This window comes from Thalassobacillus pellis, from assembly GCF_016908295.1.
Taxonomy (GTDB): domain Bacteria; phylum Bacillota; class Bacilli; order Bacillales; family Halobacillaceae; genus Thalassobacillus; species Thalassobacillus pellis.
Genome location: NZ_JAFBDO010000005.1, coordinates 92,148 through 106,274 on the forward strand (window position 1 = coordinate 92,148; position 14,127 = coordinate 106,274).

Genomic DNA, 14,127 nt, shown 5'->3' on the forward strand with positions numbered 1-14,127 from the left:
TCCTCTTTCATGTGCAGCTACATTTAGAAAAGCAGCAGTGTAGCGCCTGAGAGCAGAAGAGATGTAATCGTCATGGCGAGCATTGGTTTCCATGCCCTCGCGCGGAGGGTCTTTATGCTTACGTCTAAGCCAAGACTTGCCATAGCCATTGTCAGTATAAAAGTAGTGATACTGGAAATGCTCTCCATAAAGAATTCTGAAACAGGAATATAGGTGCCAAGTACATATGTTCCAAAAAGGCTCATTATAATAAAGCCAATTAGAAACCAAGGAAAAGCTATTTTTTCGTTGCTGCCGTCTTTACTCTTTTTTCTCATTAGATATATGAACAGAAAGCTGAGAGGCACCAGAAGTAAGACCCTCCCTAACTTACCGATTAAAGCCATGGCAAGTCCTGCTTCACCGGATGGAGCCGCGGCAAGTGCCACGTGTGCCACCTCATGCAGGCTGATTCCAGCCCAGGAACCGTAATCAACTGCGTCAAGAGGGAGAAAAGGGCGAATGATTGTATAGCCTATAGCAAAAATTGTTCCGACAACGGAAATAATTCCCGCACTGATAGCCGTGTCTTCAGCTTTCGCCTTCAAAATCGGTGATACGGCAGCAATCGCAGATGCTCCACAGACCCCAGTTCCTACTCCAAGCAATAGTGCCAACGCAAGGTCTGCACGAAACAGTTTTGCAATCAGAAGGGTGATAGCGATCGCAAAGACTATCACGGCGATGTCTTTCACTAACATCGGCAGTCCTTCCTCAAAGATGATCTGCATATTGAGCTTTAATCCGAACAGGATGATTGCAATCCTTAACAGTTTTTTCCCACTGAATTGAACACCTTGGCGGATTTTTTCAGGGTAGCCAAAAAAATGGCTATATCCGATAGCCAGGAGGATGGAGACGGCTAGTGGGCCGACGAAGGAAAAACCAGGGAGCATGGCAAGCAGGAAGCCAATAGCTGCTATAAAGGCAGTAAAAGCGATGCCTCCAAGCCAATACCGATATTTTTCTATGATGATAAACATGATTAACACGTCCTATATCGTATAGATGCCATTAAAAACTATACGCCAGGCATAAACATTAGTAAAATACAATTATATAATCTTAAATATTAATATTATTAATAGTAGGTGAATGACATGGATGTAGAAGCTTTCCGGACGTTCATTACCGTTGTGGAAGGAAAAAGTTTCACAAAAGCCGCAGTAACGCTCTCCATTTCTCAACCGAGCGTCAGTCTCCATATCAAACATTTAGAAGAGGTTTTCGGTACTAAGCTGATAGATCGTTCCCCAAAATACTTTAATATCACACCAACAGGGGAAATTGTCTATCAACGTGCCAAGCAAATGATGGGAGCCATGGAAAAAGCGAAAGAGGAAGTTTCTGAGTATCATAACCAGTTGACAGGAGAGCTTACAATCGGTGCAAGTTATACGGTCGGCGAATATATTCTCCCGTCTTTGCTTAAGGAGTTTGATGACAGCTACCCAAAAGTCAATTTAAGTGTCCATATTGACAATACGGAAAACATCAATCGCTCCGTTTTGGCACATACCTATGATATCGGTTTTGTCGAAGGGAAGGTCGACAGCAAAGAATTAAAGGCCTTTTCCTTTTTAGAAGATGAAATGGTTATGATTGCGCCGCCGGAACATTTGCTTCACAGGAAGAAAAACGTCCAATTTAAAGATCTCCATAACCTTACCTGGATAGGAAGGGAGGAAGGATCGGGGACGCGTGATATCATGGATGCTACCCTTCGTATCTATGATGTGGAAGTCAAAAAGGAGATTACGATCACAAGCAATCATGGTGTTGTTCAGGCAGTCAGGCAGGGGCTTGGGGTCTCTTTCATCTCAAAATCGATCGTTCAGAATCAACTGGGGGAAGAGCTTATGGTGCACTTGCCCTATATCCAGGTGCCGAAGCGTCAGTTTTCCTGTGTAGTCCCCGCAGAGGGTAAACTATCAAAAAATGTGGAGGTACTGGTGAAAACCGTTAAAGAACAGTTTTCTGTTACATGAGGAACGATTTAATTTAATGTATGTTTTTTTTGAATAACGGGAACTTATGCAAGCATGCTTGCGTAGTAACTGTATGGCTCGTAAAGGTAGTAAAAATGACCATAAGTCTCAAGTCTGATTTTATTATTGGAAATCATGAGTACAATGGAAAGCGTGAGGGCGAGCCTCACCGAAATGTCATTAAAAAGGGAGATAATATTCATGATAAAACGAACAACAATCGTCTTGTTGGCGCTGCTTGTCTGGCTGGGCGGGAGTATGAGCCAACTGGCATATGCCTCAACTAATGGAAGCGGTGAAGGGATCAACGAGAAACTCGGAGTCCCGATTGTCGTTTATGGACAGGAATTGACAGAGGCTCAGGAAAAGGAAGTACGGGAACTGCTAGATGTGAAAAGTTCTGATAAAGTTGATGAATTCACAGTAAACGGTCAGGATCTGGCCAATTATATCGGAGGCAATCCCAATGCAAGGATGTACTCTTCCGTTAAAATCACCCACAAGGATACAGGGGAAGGGCTAGAGGTTAAGATTGTGACCCCTGATAACATAACGAAAGTAACCAAGGAAATGTATGCTAATGCCTTACTGACAGCAGGTGTGGAAAATGCCGTTGTTGAAGTGGCTTCACCTGTGAAGGTGACTGGCCATTCTGCTTTGACCGGTATCTATAAAGCTTACGATGCCAAAGGGGTAAAGCTGGATGAAAACCGGATGGAAGTAGCCAGTGAAGAATTAGATGTAGCAACAAAGCTGGCAGAAGACGCCGGGGTCGATACGGAAAAAGTCAGCGAACTGATCACGGAGATCAAAAAGGAAATGGCAGCCCAAAATCCAGCCACGAAGGAAGAAGTGGAGCAGATCATCAATGAAAAGCTCAATTCCTTAAACATTGAATTAAGTGAACAGGACCGCCAGCTGCTGATCAACCTGTTTGAAAAAATGCGAGCCTTGGATATTAATTTCGACCAGGTGCAGAAACAGCTCGAGGATATCACATCCAGTGTCAAAGAATTGCTGGGAGATAAAGGATTCTGGCAAAGTGTGACCACTTTTATCCAAAGTATTTTTCAGGCATTTGTAAAATTCATTAACAGTATATTCGGCTAAAAAAGTAAAGTCTGTTCCGTTCCTCGGGGCAGGCTTTTTTTGTTATGGAATTATAAAGGATGGAGGTAGATACCTTTATGCAGAGGGCCGAATATCCACTTGGTCAGGTGGTCTTCTTGACCAAGTAGACTTGTTGAGGCCGTGCCAGCGGCAAACACCCGCCGGCAAGCATTTCGTGTGAATCAACATTGTTTCTGTATGAAAAGCGGGAATTACTTAAAAAGCTTTATTTAATAATTTATTAAGATTTTGATAATCAGGAGTTCAGATATTAGCTGTAAGCTGATTAAAGATACAAACCAAAGGGGGAACCAAATTGGCAAAGAATACTGCAAGAGTACGGATCAGCAGAAATATCTATCTAGTACTTGCATTCATCTTTTTATCATGCGTAGCAGTGCAAATTTTTCTGGCGGGAATGGCAATTTTTATCACTCCTGCCCACTGGATGAACCATATATTTTTCATCCATCTGTTTGGATTCAATCTGCCTGTGCTGATGCTGTTGTTTGCATTGGCGGGAGCTATGCCACGCTGGGCGTATTGGCAGCTTTTTGGAATCTTTTTTTTGGTGTTTCTAATGTATTTTACAGCTAATATAACCGGGAGTCTGCCATGGGCAGGAGCAATGCATCCGGTCATAGCGGTTTTGTTATTTCTTCTGTCATGGAAGATTGTCCGAAAGTCCATTACATTTATTCGAAAAAATAATCAATGAAAAGAGGGAACACTATGAGAATAATTCTTTCCATTTTAGGCGGTTTCATCGGCGGTTTTATCCTCGGGATCGCTTTGTCGAGTGTGTTTGGTGTAATTGGCATGGTATTGTTTAATGAACCGATGGGTATGAAATTTCTTTCTTATTATACTGCCGTGATTGTTGCTGTCCTGGTTCCAGTTATCGACCAGAAAAGCGTCAAGAAGCAGTCTTATTGAGCATCTAAGGACATACTCTATTGCACTTTCATCAGGTACAATAGAGAGACTGCATAACTTATAAGGAGGGTGGGAAGATGTCGATAAGAAAACGGTTATTACTTTCTAATATAGGGATGATTGTCGTACCAATCATCTGCTTCTTCCTGCTTGAAATTTTGCTTGGCTATCTCATGTTCATCGTCTTCAATGGGGATCCAAAAGGGGAAGACATGAAGCTGTTCCTCTCTCTCCGCTTTTTCGGGCTGGTGATCGTGCTGGTTATAACGAACGGTTTGCTCACCTACTTCGTATCAAAAAGTATCCTTTCTCCGATCAGGGAACTGACAGAAGCTGCTAAGAAAATAAGCGATGGAGATCTGGATTTTCAGCTGGAGGCAAAAAAGGCTGATGAGCTTGGCCACCTTGCTGCAACGTTTGATTCCATGCGGGCAAGCTTAAAAGAAGCCAGAGAAGAGCAATTTCGCTATGAAAAAAACCGCCAGGAATTAATTGCAAGCATTTCCCACGACCTCAAAACGCCGCTAACCTCCATAAAAGGATACGTAAAAGGAGTACAGGACGGTGTTGCAAACACCCCTGACAAATTAGAGCGTTACATGGAGACGATTTATGCAAAAGCGGACGATATCGACCATATGATAGAGGAACTTTTCACTTATTCCAAGCTCGATTTGGAAAAGGAGACTTTTCATTTTGAACAAATAGACATTCGTGCCTTTTTAGACGATATGGTAGGAGAGCTAGCCTTTACCTTGGAAAAGGACGGCGGATCTGCCTGTTTTGCTGCTGAAGGAGAAGATCCTTTGCTGGTAAAAGCTGACAGGGCTATGCTTAAACGTGCTTTAAATAATATCACTCAGAACAGCCTGAAATATATGAACGAAAACAAAAAGCAGATCAAAGTGGGGATACAGGAAGGAGCAGAGTTTGTAACGGTCAGTATACATGATAATGGGGAAGGAATTGCTGCCAAGGATCTGCCCTTTATTTTTGAAAGCTTTTTCCGCACAGATGATTCGCGGAATTCCGCGACAGGCGGAAGTGGGCTTGGCCTTGCCATTGTTAAAAAAATCATTGAAGCTCATAGTGGTACCGTCTGGGCAAGTAGTGAGCCGGGAAAAGGGACAAGCATTCATTTTACTTTAAAGAGGGTGTCATAATGGCTAAGATTTTAATCATTGAAGATGAACGCAGTATTGCGGAGCTGGAAAGAGATTACTTGGAAGTGAATGGTTATACCAGTGATATAGCGACAAACGGGAATACTGGAATGGAGCTCGCCAGGAAAAATAAATACGACCTCATCCTGCTTGACTTGATGCTCCCTGGTACAGATGGTTATGAACTTTGCAGAAAGCTGAGAAAATTATTGGATATCCCGATTCTGATGGTTACTGCTAAAAAAGAAGACATAGATAAAATCAAGGGGTTTGAGCGGGGGGCGGATGATTATATCGTCAAGCCATTTAACCCGGGCGAACTCGTCGCCAGAGTGAAAGCTCATCTTGCAAGGTATGAGCGGCTGGTTAACAGACAAAGCGAACCGGAAGACATCCGTATTAACGGGCTTCACATCGATCTTATTTCAAGGAGAGTTTATGTCAATGGGACCGAAAAAGTGATGACAGCAAAAGAGTTTGATTTATTGCTTTTACTGGCGACTCATCCCGATCGGGTATTCACACGTGATGAACTGTTTGAGCGGATCTGGGGTTTCGACTCGATGGGCGATATGACTACTGTCACCGTTCATATCAGAAAAATTAGGGAGAAGCTGGAAGAAGACTCTTCTGCTCCAGACTTGATTGAAACAGTCTGGGGAGTGGGCTATCGTTTAAAGAAAGGCTAAAATCAAAGCATACCGGCCAATTAAAACAGGTCAGTATGCTTTTAAAATATCCAGGAATCCTCTCTGTGACACAAAACGTCACGCCGAGGCTTGACTTAAGCTTGTCGGGGGGTGTGCAAGGCGCTTCCACTTTTGCTTCATCCAGTTCCAGCGCCTACCCCCTCGAGGTCTTAAGCCAATCCTCTCTGTGACACAAACGTCACGGCGAGGCTTGACTTAAGCTGGTCGGGGGTGAACAAGGCGCTTCCACTTTTGCTACTTATAGATTTGGTTTCTCTAAATACCTGACATTTTCGGGTCCGCCGAGGATAACAATATCCGCCAAGTCTAAAAAAAGGCCGGTTTCCACTACGCCTGCAAGCTGGACTAATTGGTTATGAAGGGAGTAAGGGTCATCAATGGCTGGAAACTTACAATCTATGATGTAATTGCCATTATCCGAAATGAAAATATTTCCTTCTTTCTCTCTCAGCTTAACGGTTGCCTTTAATTGGGTTATTCTTTTTGCTGTGACCTCCCATCCAAAAGGGAGCACTTCTACAGGCAATGGCCTTTTTCCGAGTTCTTTGACATATTTGCCTTCGTCAGCGATCGTAATCACTTGTTTCGCAGCCGTATTGACGATTTTTTCCCTTACGAGCGAGCCTCCTCCCCCTTTTAAAAGCTGGAAGAAAGGGTCGATTTCATCTGCTCCATCTATCGCCACGTCAAGTTCCTGTACTTTATCAAAGCCAGTCAGGGGAATCCCGAATTTCTGTGCCCAATTTTCTGTTCTGACAGATGAAGGAATGCCTTTTACTTGCAATCCTTCTTTCACATGTTCACCAAGCTTTTTCATCATCCAGTAGACGGTGGAACCTGAGCCGAGGCCAATAACCATGCCGTCCTCCACATAAGAGACTGCTTGTTCTGCGGCTTTCCTTTTTCCCATATCGGCGACTGTCTCTATTTTTTCATAATCTTTTTCTTGTGCCATCATTTTCCCCTTCTTTCTATGGGTGCATGTATATGATATTCCCTTACTTAGATACAATCAGGAATACTACAACTGTATGTCGTATTTTTCAAGTAAATCTCCCAAAGCGGGCCGCGTCTGTCCGTCTCTTCCAATAACCTGTGTGGCGGTCACTAAGGAATTGAGCAACGCTTCTTCAACCGCTTCCCCGATTGCACGGAATGCGATATCAATGTCTTCTTCGTGGATAGTTGGAATGGATAGGTGGTCGTGCGGTTTATCATGTTCGATTCGTGTTGCCGTCGAAAAGCCGATGATAATTTCACCGCTGCCCGTCGTTATAATTGATCCTGTCCGCGATAACCCTGTAACCGCCCGTTTGATAATCCGTTTCAGCTGCCGATCTGAAACTGGCAGGTCGGTCGCAGCGATGATCATAATCGAGCCTTTGTCTTTTTTCTCCCCAGTCTCACCGATCAAGGATATTAGTTTTTTACCGACAGCGTTTCCATTTACGGTCAGATCACCTAATGTTCCGAAGTTGGACAGCACCAGTACTCCCAGGGTGTAATCTCCATGCTTCATTTCCATTTTCCTCGATGAAGACCCTATTCCCCCTTTTAAGGAATAACAGAGCATACCAGTTCCTGCACCGGCTGTCCCTTCCTTAAAGTCAGTCGATGCTGATTCCATTGCCTCAAACACATGTCTTTTTTCTATGTATCTGGCGCGGATATCATTCAGCACCATATCATTGCACTCGCCGATAATTGGGTTCACCGTTCCGGTTGATCTTCCAATCTCCTGATTATGGTCAAGCATATAATCTATCACCGCATCTGCTGCAGTTCCGATACTTAACGTGTTTGTCAGCAGTATGGGGGTTTCCAGTGTGCCAAGTTCGTTCATCTGGATCGTTCCCATCGTTTTTCCGAAGCCGTTGATAACGTAGCTTGTGGCGATCAATTTCTCTTTAAAAAGACTTCCCTGATGGGGGATGATTGCCGTTACGCCAGTCTGCATGCTTCTTTTGCTGAGGGTGCTATGACCGACTTTAACACCGGCTACATCAGTGATGGCGTTCCTTTTCCCTGTTTCTAAAGATCCGATTGTAATACCATAATCTCTGATTCGCTTTTGTCCATACATAAGGGATCTCCTTTCGAGACTGTATGTATTTACCATTCTAACATTGATGAGTTAAAAAAGGCCTGGAGGTTTTTTGGGGGATATGAAGTAATTGCGAGAGTTACTATTCGAGCAGAGCAAAAGCTGCATTATGAAAAAATCGTCTACCAGGCAGCTTGAAAAATAAAAGAAAAAGCAGGTTGAAGGTAAGATGCCTCCATCCTGCTTTTTAGTGCCCTCGTAGTGAAAATTTTAAAGCACGAAAATGCGAGTTTTCCTAATAATAAGGCGAAATCATTAAGTAGACGATAACCCCTGTTAAGCTGACATAAAGCCAGATAGGCATCGTCCAGCGTGCAATTTTACGGTGTTTGTCCACTTTCATGGCAAGACCCCGGAATAATGTCAGCAATGCCAACGGTACAATGATCGCAGCAAGCACAATGTGGGTGATCAGGATGAAATAATAGACGTATTGGATGAATCCTTCTCCTCCAAAGGAAGTAGATTCTGCCATGGAATGATAGGTCAGGTAGGATATGAGAAACAAAGCAGTCGTTGTAAATGCAGCAAAAATGAATCGTTTATGCCAGCGGACGTTCTTTCGTAAAATCATGAATAGAGCTGCAAGCAGAAATACGAAAGTAAAAGAATTCAGTATAGCATTTAAAAGTGGCAGCAGCTTGATATTAAATCCAGTCCCACTATCAACATTAGGCAGAAACAAAAGGGCAACGACGATAGCGTTAATTGCGATTGATAGTCCGACTACCCATGGTACATAATTATATTCTTTGTTCATCTTCATCGAAATTCCCCATCTCTAGTTAAAAAATGATCCAAAACAAGTATATCGAAAACAATGATGGAATTCATTATTCAAAACATTAAAACGTTGACAGAAATGTTAACTTTCGGCTTTTCAAGGGTATTGTCCGATAAATGAAAAAGGAGGAATTGGATGGTTTTTTTCGATAAGAATGCATTAAGTGGAAAACATATTCTGGTTACTGGAGCGACAGGGGGAATCGGCTATGAAACTGCAAAAGCTGCTGTCGGGGCAGGTGCTTTAGTTACAATCACTGGAAGAAACGAGGAAAAGCTGGCTGAATTGAAACAGGAATGCCTCGGTTTATATACGGAAGCTAAAGTTTATGCTCACCCAGCAGACCTGACCAGTCCGGATGACCGTAATGCCTTGGTGGAAGCTGCTATTGATGAGAATGGCTCCATTTACGGACTTGTCAATTCCGCTGGTATCGGCGGTGGCGGTCCGGTTGATCAGCTTGCAGAAGAGGAGATACGAAAAATAATGGAACTTAATTATACCTCCACCGTGCTCCTCACCCAGGAAGTGTATACCAATATGAAGAAGAACCGTGAAGGCGCAGTCGTCAATCTTTCCTCATTATCAGGCTTGAGAGGTACAAAAGGGAATTCTGCCTATAGTGCGTCCAAATTTGCTATAACAGGATTTACCCAGGCTTTTGCTCATGAAGCGATTGAAAATAATATCCGCGTCAATGCTGTCTGCCCAGGTTTTGTCGACACATCCATGGGATTGAATGCGATTAAAAAGAAGGGGGATAGGGAAGGGAATTCCTTTGAAGAACAAATGAGAATCGTAGAAGAAGGTATTCCATCCGGCCGGATTACAAGGGCAGAGGAAGTTGCCAACACCATATTGTTTCTGCTCAGTGAGGCTGCAGCCAACATCGTAGGTGAATCCGTAAAAATTTCCGGAGGCAGTGTGATGAGATAAAGAAAATGTGTGAACGAGCATAAGCCTGAACGAGCTTAAATGAGGTGCCGGCGAGCATATACCCGCTGTCCTTATAGAAGACTGCTCCTTCATCCCGGCTAAAACTCCTTTTTGACAACTCCAATTAAAAAATTAGTGCTTCCCGGTCTTAGTCCATGACTTTGGCCGGGGAATGCCTGTTAATCAAACATTTGAACAACTATTTTTCTGCAATAGGCGACAAAATTCCTCATTCATCTATTGAATAGTAAAAAATTATCGCTGATACCATGCTGAAGCGTTGCCCCACATAATCTTCTCGGTCATTTTCTCTCCTGCGGCATCCACAATCAAGTTGATATCGCTATCCTGGAAAACACGGGGTGCACGAGTGGATGGTAAATCTGTGCCAAACATCAATGCGTCCGGGTTGACGGCGGTTATTTCGCGGATAGCTTTGCATACATCTAATTCGACCCTGCCAAAACCGGTCGCTTTTATTTTTACACCTTTTTCAGCCAGGTCGAGTAACACAGGAAAACCTTCTTTCGTTAAACCGAGATGGTCGATTGATACTGCTGGCAGCCGGGAGAGGACAGGATGAATTTCAGCCAAATCTTTTGCTTCGATATAAAGTTCCACATGCCACCGGGCAAGGTCGTATACTCTTTTTGCCATCCTCTCCAGTTCTTTGAGTGTAGCCGAACCCCCGCGTTTAACGTTGAACCGGACTGCTTTTACACCTTTTTTATTAAGATCGAGAATTTTTTCATCGGGTGTCTCGGGAGGAAGCTGGGTAACCCCGACAAACCCAGATCCGAGCTGCTGCAAAGCATCAATCAGGTATTCCTGGTCAAATGCCTGAAACGACCCGGAAACGACTGCCCCGCCGATTACGTCCAGATGGCTAATGCGTTTTTGGTAATCAGCGCAGGTAAATGTCGGTGGAAGGTAGCCTTGATTCTTTTTTAACGGAAAACGGGGATCAATGATGTGCAAATGGGCATCGAAAATTTGAATAATGATCATCTCCAGATATGTATAAGTCTACTTTATTTTACATTAAGACAGCATAAAATTTTGAAAAGGAGCTTCTCGACGTAGTTAACATTTTAAAAGTTCCAAGTATAAGAAAAATTAAAACACTCGGAAGGGCGAGTGAATGCGAGTTTTTCTAACCCTTTTAGAAAGTTTAACTTTGTTAAAGGATTAAAATATAAGTAAAAATAGGGCTTCGCCATAAAGAATTGGCGGTAAGCCCGGTTTTTTTAATATCATTATTCAACTTTCAAGGGTGCGGTTGACTGTGAAGAGCATTGTGGTCATCGCAACCATCAGGATTGTTAAGGTGGAAAGAATCAAGGTTTCAGCTGAGAACAAGTAGCCGCCTAACAAAATGACAAAAAGGTCGATTAGGAATATGACAAATCCGACGTTGAGTTTGAGAAGATCAGCGATCATCTGTGCCAGCAAATCTGTTCCACCGGTGCTTGTCTGAAAACGAAGCATTAACCCTATTCCTCCGCCTACGAACACACCGCCGATGATTGAGCTGATGGCCGGGTCCATTGGCAGGTGATAAATCCGTAAAGTATAAAATAAATCAATGAAAAAGGATGAAATCAGCAGGCCATGAAGACTGTTATAAAAATAGGAGCGGTAACGAAACCAGGCGATGAAAAAAATCGGTATACTGCAGCAAAGGATAGTTAGCCCCGTTTCAAGTCCCCATACATAGTGGATGATCAAACCAATGCCAATGATACCGCCATCCAATACATGGTTTGGAACAAGAAAAAAGTTGATACCGAAGGCCAGGAAGGCACTCCCTACAACTATCGCAATGCCTTTAGTCAATAACTCTTTCACTATCATCCCTCCCTGGGATTGGGACAGGTCTCTATCATTCATATGCAAGGTTAATCCAAATTATGGCCTGACCTGCATGGTTAACCGGGAGGAGGTTAAAATAAGTGTGGAAATTTCCTTATAGAAAGGATGATATTATGGAATTTAGTTTGTTTTGGAAAGCGGTGATGGTCGTTATTGGGGGGACACTGCTTTTAAGGCTTGCAGGGCGAAAGTCGATTTCCCAGATGAGTCTTGCCCAGGTTGTCATCATGATTGGGCTTGGATCCTTGCTAGTTCAGCCGATTGCAGGGGAGGAGCTTTGGGTGACCCTGATTGTCGGGCTCATACTTGTACTTACACTGATTGTTATTGAATATCTTCAAGTGGCATCCAACCCTATAGAACGGTTCGTTACAGGACATTCAAAGGTAATAATTGATAATGGCGTTTTACAAGTCGACCGGTTGAAAAGGCTTCGTATGACCGTCGATCAATTGGAAATGAAATTGAGACAGCAAAGCGTGACAGACATCAATGACGTACAATATGCTACTCTTGAACCGAACGGTCAAATAGGAGTGGAACTGAAAAGGCCGAAGCAGCCCTCTACCAAAGAGGATTATGATGAGTTAATGGCCGAAATTGCCGGACTGAAGCAGCAGCTGGCACAGCTTGGCAGCCAGTCTTCCATAAAGCCCAGCTTGACAGGTCAGGCCATGAAAAAGGATATATTTGCCGAAGTAGCTCAAAAAGGAAGTCTGGAACAGCCGCCTGATAACTTACAATAAACTGCTCGTTTAAAATAAAATCCTCACCTTCTGAATATGCTTGAAAGGGATAACATTTCAGCAGGAGGGGATAGTGTGAAAGGATTCCATGAGAGTGCCAGGTTTGAGCATTCTTTCTGGCTCCAGATTTTGGGCGACCACGCCCGGTTTATTCGTGATTCCTTATATCCGTCAGAAACAGAGGATATAGCAATTTCCAAGCAGTTTGTCCAAGTGTTTGATGATCTGTTGGAAAAGGCCCGTCAGTTACCGGCATCCCAGGCTCAGTCGTTTACCGAGCATGCAGGTAACACAGCAAGGGAGTTCAGAAGATATAAGCTTTCCATTATCAGAAGGCTGCTTGAGGGGGAAATCGGTTTCCATCTTACTCCTACATTCATCAATCATATGGTCAATGAATTGGAGGAATATTTGCTGGTGATCGGTTACTTAAGTAAAGGCGAATCTCCTCCTGTTTTCCATGAGTTACACCATCATATGCTTTGGCTGCTTGATGCTGCCGGGCATGCCGGTGCTATTAATGATACGATGGACGCTGTAGAACAAAAGATGAAAAAAGCAAGTGATGCTTTCCGCAGAACGTTTGATGACTTTTACTTAAAAGCGGTTGAAATGACGGGGTACTTACGGGCAAATATTGATTCTTTTCCTGCCTTGAGAAGGTTTAATAACCAGGCAAAAACGGAAATCAAACTGTTTCAGACCTTCTTAGAGGAATTAGAAGAAATGGAACTATCTGAAGAAGTGCTAAGCAGCTTTACTGCGCTTATGGCTGATCATATGTTCCGGGAAGAATGTTACTACCTTTATAAAATAGCGGAATCAACCGAAGGCGATTTTCCAGCATGTGATCCAACAAAGCCTCGTGTTGTTGATCCTTCCTGATAATAAAATGGATGATGGACGGATAAGCTAAACATCGATGACATCATTACACCAGTAAAGTAGGAATGTATATGCCAGACTTCAAGTATGACGGTTACACGATAGCTTATGATGATTTTGGAAAAGGAATTGCAGTCGTATTCATTCATCCACCAGGAATGGGGCGGAGGGTATTTATTTACCAGGAGCCACTCTCGGCGCAATATCGGCTGCTCATCCCTGATTTGAGCGGTCACGGTGATTCATCGATTTCATACGAGCCTGTCACTATTGAGCGTTACGCTGCAGAAATTAAAGCCTTATTGGATCATACCGGCGTTCAACAGGCAGTGATTTGCGGATATTCGGCGGGTGGGTCAGTTGCTCAGGCTTTTGCACTTACTTATCCGGAGAGAACCCGGGCTCTCATGTTATCAGGCGGTTACCCGAAAGTGGCGACAAAGCTTCTCGAATGGGAATATAAAGCTGGTATGAAGTTTATTTATGCGAAGCCTGATGTAATGATCAGGGGACTTGCGCGTGCTCATTTTCTCGATACCAATGTACAGCAAATGATCATGGGACATATGGGTAAAGCAGATTTGAATAGCTGGTATCAGTTTTATAAAATCTCTGCGGAGTTTGATTGTTCGAGGGAAATCGAAAAATTAACTATTCCATTACATTTGGTTTATGGAACGAGGGTGTTTTGGATCAATTCACATAGCAAGTTTTACCATGCTTGTGAAAACGCCAGACTTACTCATATTGAAAAAGCTACTCATCAAATCCCCACCAAACATTGGCATACTTTTAATCATCACCTGTCAGACTTTATAAAAAGCACCATATGATTTACCCCGGGACATCCATTT

16 protein-coding genes are annotated in these 14,127 nt (G+C 43.3%); 10 read left to right on the top strand and 6 right to left on the bottom strand.

The features are described from left to right. Positions 1-23 precede the first annotated feature (23 nt). A complete protein-coding gene (locus JOC33_RS15410; RefSeq protein WP_205093441.1) occupies positions 24-1,022 on the bottom strand; it encodes a YeiH family protein in 999 nt (332 codons plus the stop codon). 117 nt (positions 1,023-1,139) lie between these two features. On the opposite strand from JOC33_RS15410, the gene JOC33_RS15415 reads away from it, so the two are divergent. The 6 genes from JOC33_RS15415 (at position 1,140) to JOC33_RS15440 (ending at position 5,925) form a co-directional block, all read left to right on the top strand. Then, positions 1,140-2,027: a LysR family transcriptional regulator gene (locus JOC33_RS15415; protein ID WP_205093442.1), complete on the top strand. Its 888-nt coding sequence runs from the start codon at positions 1,140-1,142 to the stop codon at positions 2,025-2,027. A gap of 201 nt (positions 2,028-2,228) precedes the next feature. Further along, on the top strand, positions 2,229-3,137 hold the full coding sequence (locus JOC33_RS15420) for a DUF1002 domain-containing protein (protein WP_205093443.1): 909 nt from the start codon (positions 2,229-2,231) through the stop codon (positions 3,135-3,137). Positions 3,138-3,453: 316 nt separating this feature from the next. Continuing rightward, entirely contained in the window at positions 3,454-3,855 is a 402-nt protein-coding gene (locus JOC33_RS15425) for a DUF6220 domain-containing protein (RefSeq protein WP_205093444.1), read from the top strand. A gap of 14 nt (positions 3,856-3,869) precedes the next feature. Beyond that, positions 3,870-4,073: a DUF5957 family protein gene (locus JOC33_RS15430; RefSeq protein WP_205093445.1), complete on the top strand. Its 204-nt coding sequence runs from the start codon at positions 3,870-3,872 to the stop codon at positions 4,071-4,073. Between the two features lie 77 nt (positions 4,074-4,150). After that, a complete protein-coding gene (locus JOC33_RS15435) occupies positions 4,151-5,236 on the top strand; it encodes a sensor histidine kinase (RefSeq protein WP_205093446.1) in 1,086 nt (361 codons plus the stop codon). Beyond that, positions 5,236-5,925: a response regulator transcription factor gene (locus JOC33_RS15440; RefSeq protein ID WP_205093447.1), complete on the top strand. Its 690-nt coding sequence runs from the start codon at positions 5,236-5,238 to the stop codon at positions 5,923-5,925. Before JOC33_RS15435 ends, JOC33_RS15440 begins: the two co-directional genes overlap by 1 nt. 259 nt (positions 5,926-6,184) lie before the next feature. Here the strand turns inward: JOC33_RS15440 and rpiA are convergent, their stop codons facing one another. From rpiA to JOC33_RS15455, 3 genes are all read right to left on the bottom strand, one after another. After that, positions 6,185-6,904 (bottom strand): ribose-5-phosphate isomerase RpiA, encoded by a 720-nt coding sequence (rpiA, locus tag JOC33_RS15445; RefSeq protein WP_239534241.1) that lies wholly within the window; start codon positions 6,902-6,904, stop codon positions 6,185-6,187. Positions 6,905-6,967: 63 nt separating this feature from the next. Beyond that, positions 6,968-8,029, bottom strand: coding sequence for a DmpA family aminopeptidase (locus JOC33_RS15450; protein ID WP_205093448.1), 1,062 nt, complete (start codon positions 8,027-8,029; stop codon positions 6,968-6,970). Between the two features lie 256 nt (positions 8,030-8,285). After that, positions 8,286-8,816, bottom strand: coding sequence for a DUF420 domain-containing protein (locus JOC33_RS15455; RefSeq protein ID WP_205093449.1), 531 nt, complete (start codon positions 8,814-8,816; stop codon positions 8,286-8,288). A gap of 153 nt (positions 8,817-8,969) precedes the next feature. Here JOC33_RS15455 and JOC33_RS15460 point away from each other — a divergent pair, with 153 nt between their 5' ends. Then, positions 8,970-9,770: an SDR family NAD(P)-dependent oxidoreductase gene (locus tag JOC33_RS15460; protein ID WP_205093450.1), complete on the top strand. Its 801-nt coding sequence runs from the start codon at positions 8,970-8,972 to the stop codon at positions 9,768-9,770. A 255-nt stretch (positions 9,771-10,025) separates the two neighbouring features. Here the strand turns inward: JOC33_RS15460 and JOC33_RS15465 are convergent, their stop codons facing one another. Both JOC33_RS15465 and JOC33_RS15470 read right to left on the bottom strand, forming a co-directional pair. Beyond that, the gene (locus JOC33_RS15465) at positions 10,026-10,769 is read right to left on the bottom strand and encodes an amidohydrolase family protein (RefSeq protein WP_205093602.1); all 744 of its coding nucleotides are present in this window, start codon (positions 10,767-10,769) and stop codon (positions 10,026-10,028) included. 261 nt (positions 10,770-11,030) lie between these two features. Continuing rightward, positions 11,031-11,624: a YitT family protein gene (locus JOC33_RS15470; RefSeq protein WP_205093603.1), complete on the bottom strand. Its 594-nt coding sequence runs from the start codon at positions 11,622-11,624 to the stop codon at positions 11,031-11,033. Between the two features lie 131 nt (positions 11,625-11,755). Here JOC33_RS15470 and JOC33_RS15475 point away from each other — a divergent pair, with 131 nt between their 5' ends. The 3 genes from JOC33_RS15475 (at position 11,756) to JOC33_RS15485 (ending at position 14,106) form a co-directional block, all read left to right on the top strand. Then, positions 11,756-12,388, top strand: coding sequence for a DUF421 domain-containing protein (locus JOC33_RS15475; protein ID WP_205093451.1), 633 nt, complete (start codon positions 11,756-11,758; stop codon positions 12,386-12,388). A 75-nt stretch (positions 12,389-12,463) separates the two neighbouring features. Further along, positions 12,464-13,273 (top strand): DUF2935 domain-containing protein, encoded by an 810-nt coding sequence (locus JOC33_RS15480; RefSeq protein WP_205093452.1) that lies wholly within the window; start codon positions 12,464-12,466, stop codon positions 13,271-13,273. A 71-nt stretch (positions 13,274-13,344) separates the two neighbouring features. Then, positions 13,345-14,106, top strand: coding sequence for an alpha/beta fold hydrolase (locus JOC33_RS15485; RefSeq protein ID WP_205093453.1), 762 nt, complete (start codon positions 13,345-13,347; stop codon positions 14,104-14,106). The last annotated feature ends 21 nt before the right edge of the window (positions 14,107-14,127 follow it).

What these genes read in the sequence shown, in the direction of transcription:
- JOC33_RS15410 (WP_205093441.1), bottom strand. Translation starts at nt 1,022, where the DNA reads ATGTTTATCATCATAGAAAAATATCGGTATTGGCTTGGAGGCATCGCT.
- JOC33_RS15415 (WP_205093442.1), top strand. Translation starts at nt 1,140, where the DNA reads ATGGATGTAGAAGCTTTCCGGACGTTCATTACCGTTGTGGAAGGAAAA.
- JOC33_RS15420 (WP_205093443.1), top strand. Translation starts at nt 2,229, where the DNA reads ATGATAAAACGAACAACAATCGTCTTGTTGGCGCTGCTTGTCTGGCTG.
- JOC33_RS15430 (WP_205093445.1), top strand. Translation starts at nt 3,870, where the DNA reads ATGAGAATAATTCTTTCCATTTTAGGCGGTTTCATCGGCGGTTTTATC.
- JOC33_RS15435 (WP_205093446.1), top strand. Translation starts at nt 4,151, where the DNA reads ATGTCGATAAGAAAACGGTTATTACTTTCTAATATAGGGATGATTGTC.
- JOC33_RS15440 (WP_205093447.1), top strand. Translation starts at nt 5,236, where the DNA reads ATGGCTAAGATTTTAATCATTGAAGATGAACGCAGTATTGCGGAGCTG.
- rpiA (WP_239534241.1), bottom strand. Translation starts at nt 6,904, where the DNA reads ATGATGGCACAAGAAAAAGATTATGAAAAAATAGAGACAGTCGCCGAT.
- JOC33_RS15450 (WP_205093448.1), bottom strand. Translation starts at nt 8,029, where the DNA reads ATGTATGGACAAAAGCGAATCAGAGATTATGGTATTACAATCGGATCT.
- JOC33_RS15455 (WP_205093449.1), bottom strand. Translation starts at nt 8,816, where the DNA reads ATGAAGATGAACAAAGAATATAATTATGTACCATGGGTAGTCGGACTA.
- JOC33_RS15460 (WP_205093450.1), top strand. Translation starts at nt 8,970, where the DNA reads ATGGTTTTTTTCGATAAGAATGCATTAAGTGGAAAACATATTCTGGTT.
- JOC33_RS15470 (WP_205093603.1), bottom strand. Translation starts at nt 11,624, where the DNA reads ATGATAGTGAAAGAGTTATTGACTAAAGGCATTGCGATAGTTGTAGGG.
- JOC33_RS15475 (WP_205093451.1), top strand. Translation starts at nt 11,756, where the DNA reads ATGGAATTTAGTTTGTTTTGGAAAGCGGTGATGGTCGTTATTGGGGGG.
- JOC33_RS15485 (WP_205093453.1), top strand. Translation starts at nt 13,345, where the DNA reads ATGCCAGACTTCAAGTATGACGGTTACACGATAGCTTATGATGATTTT.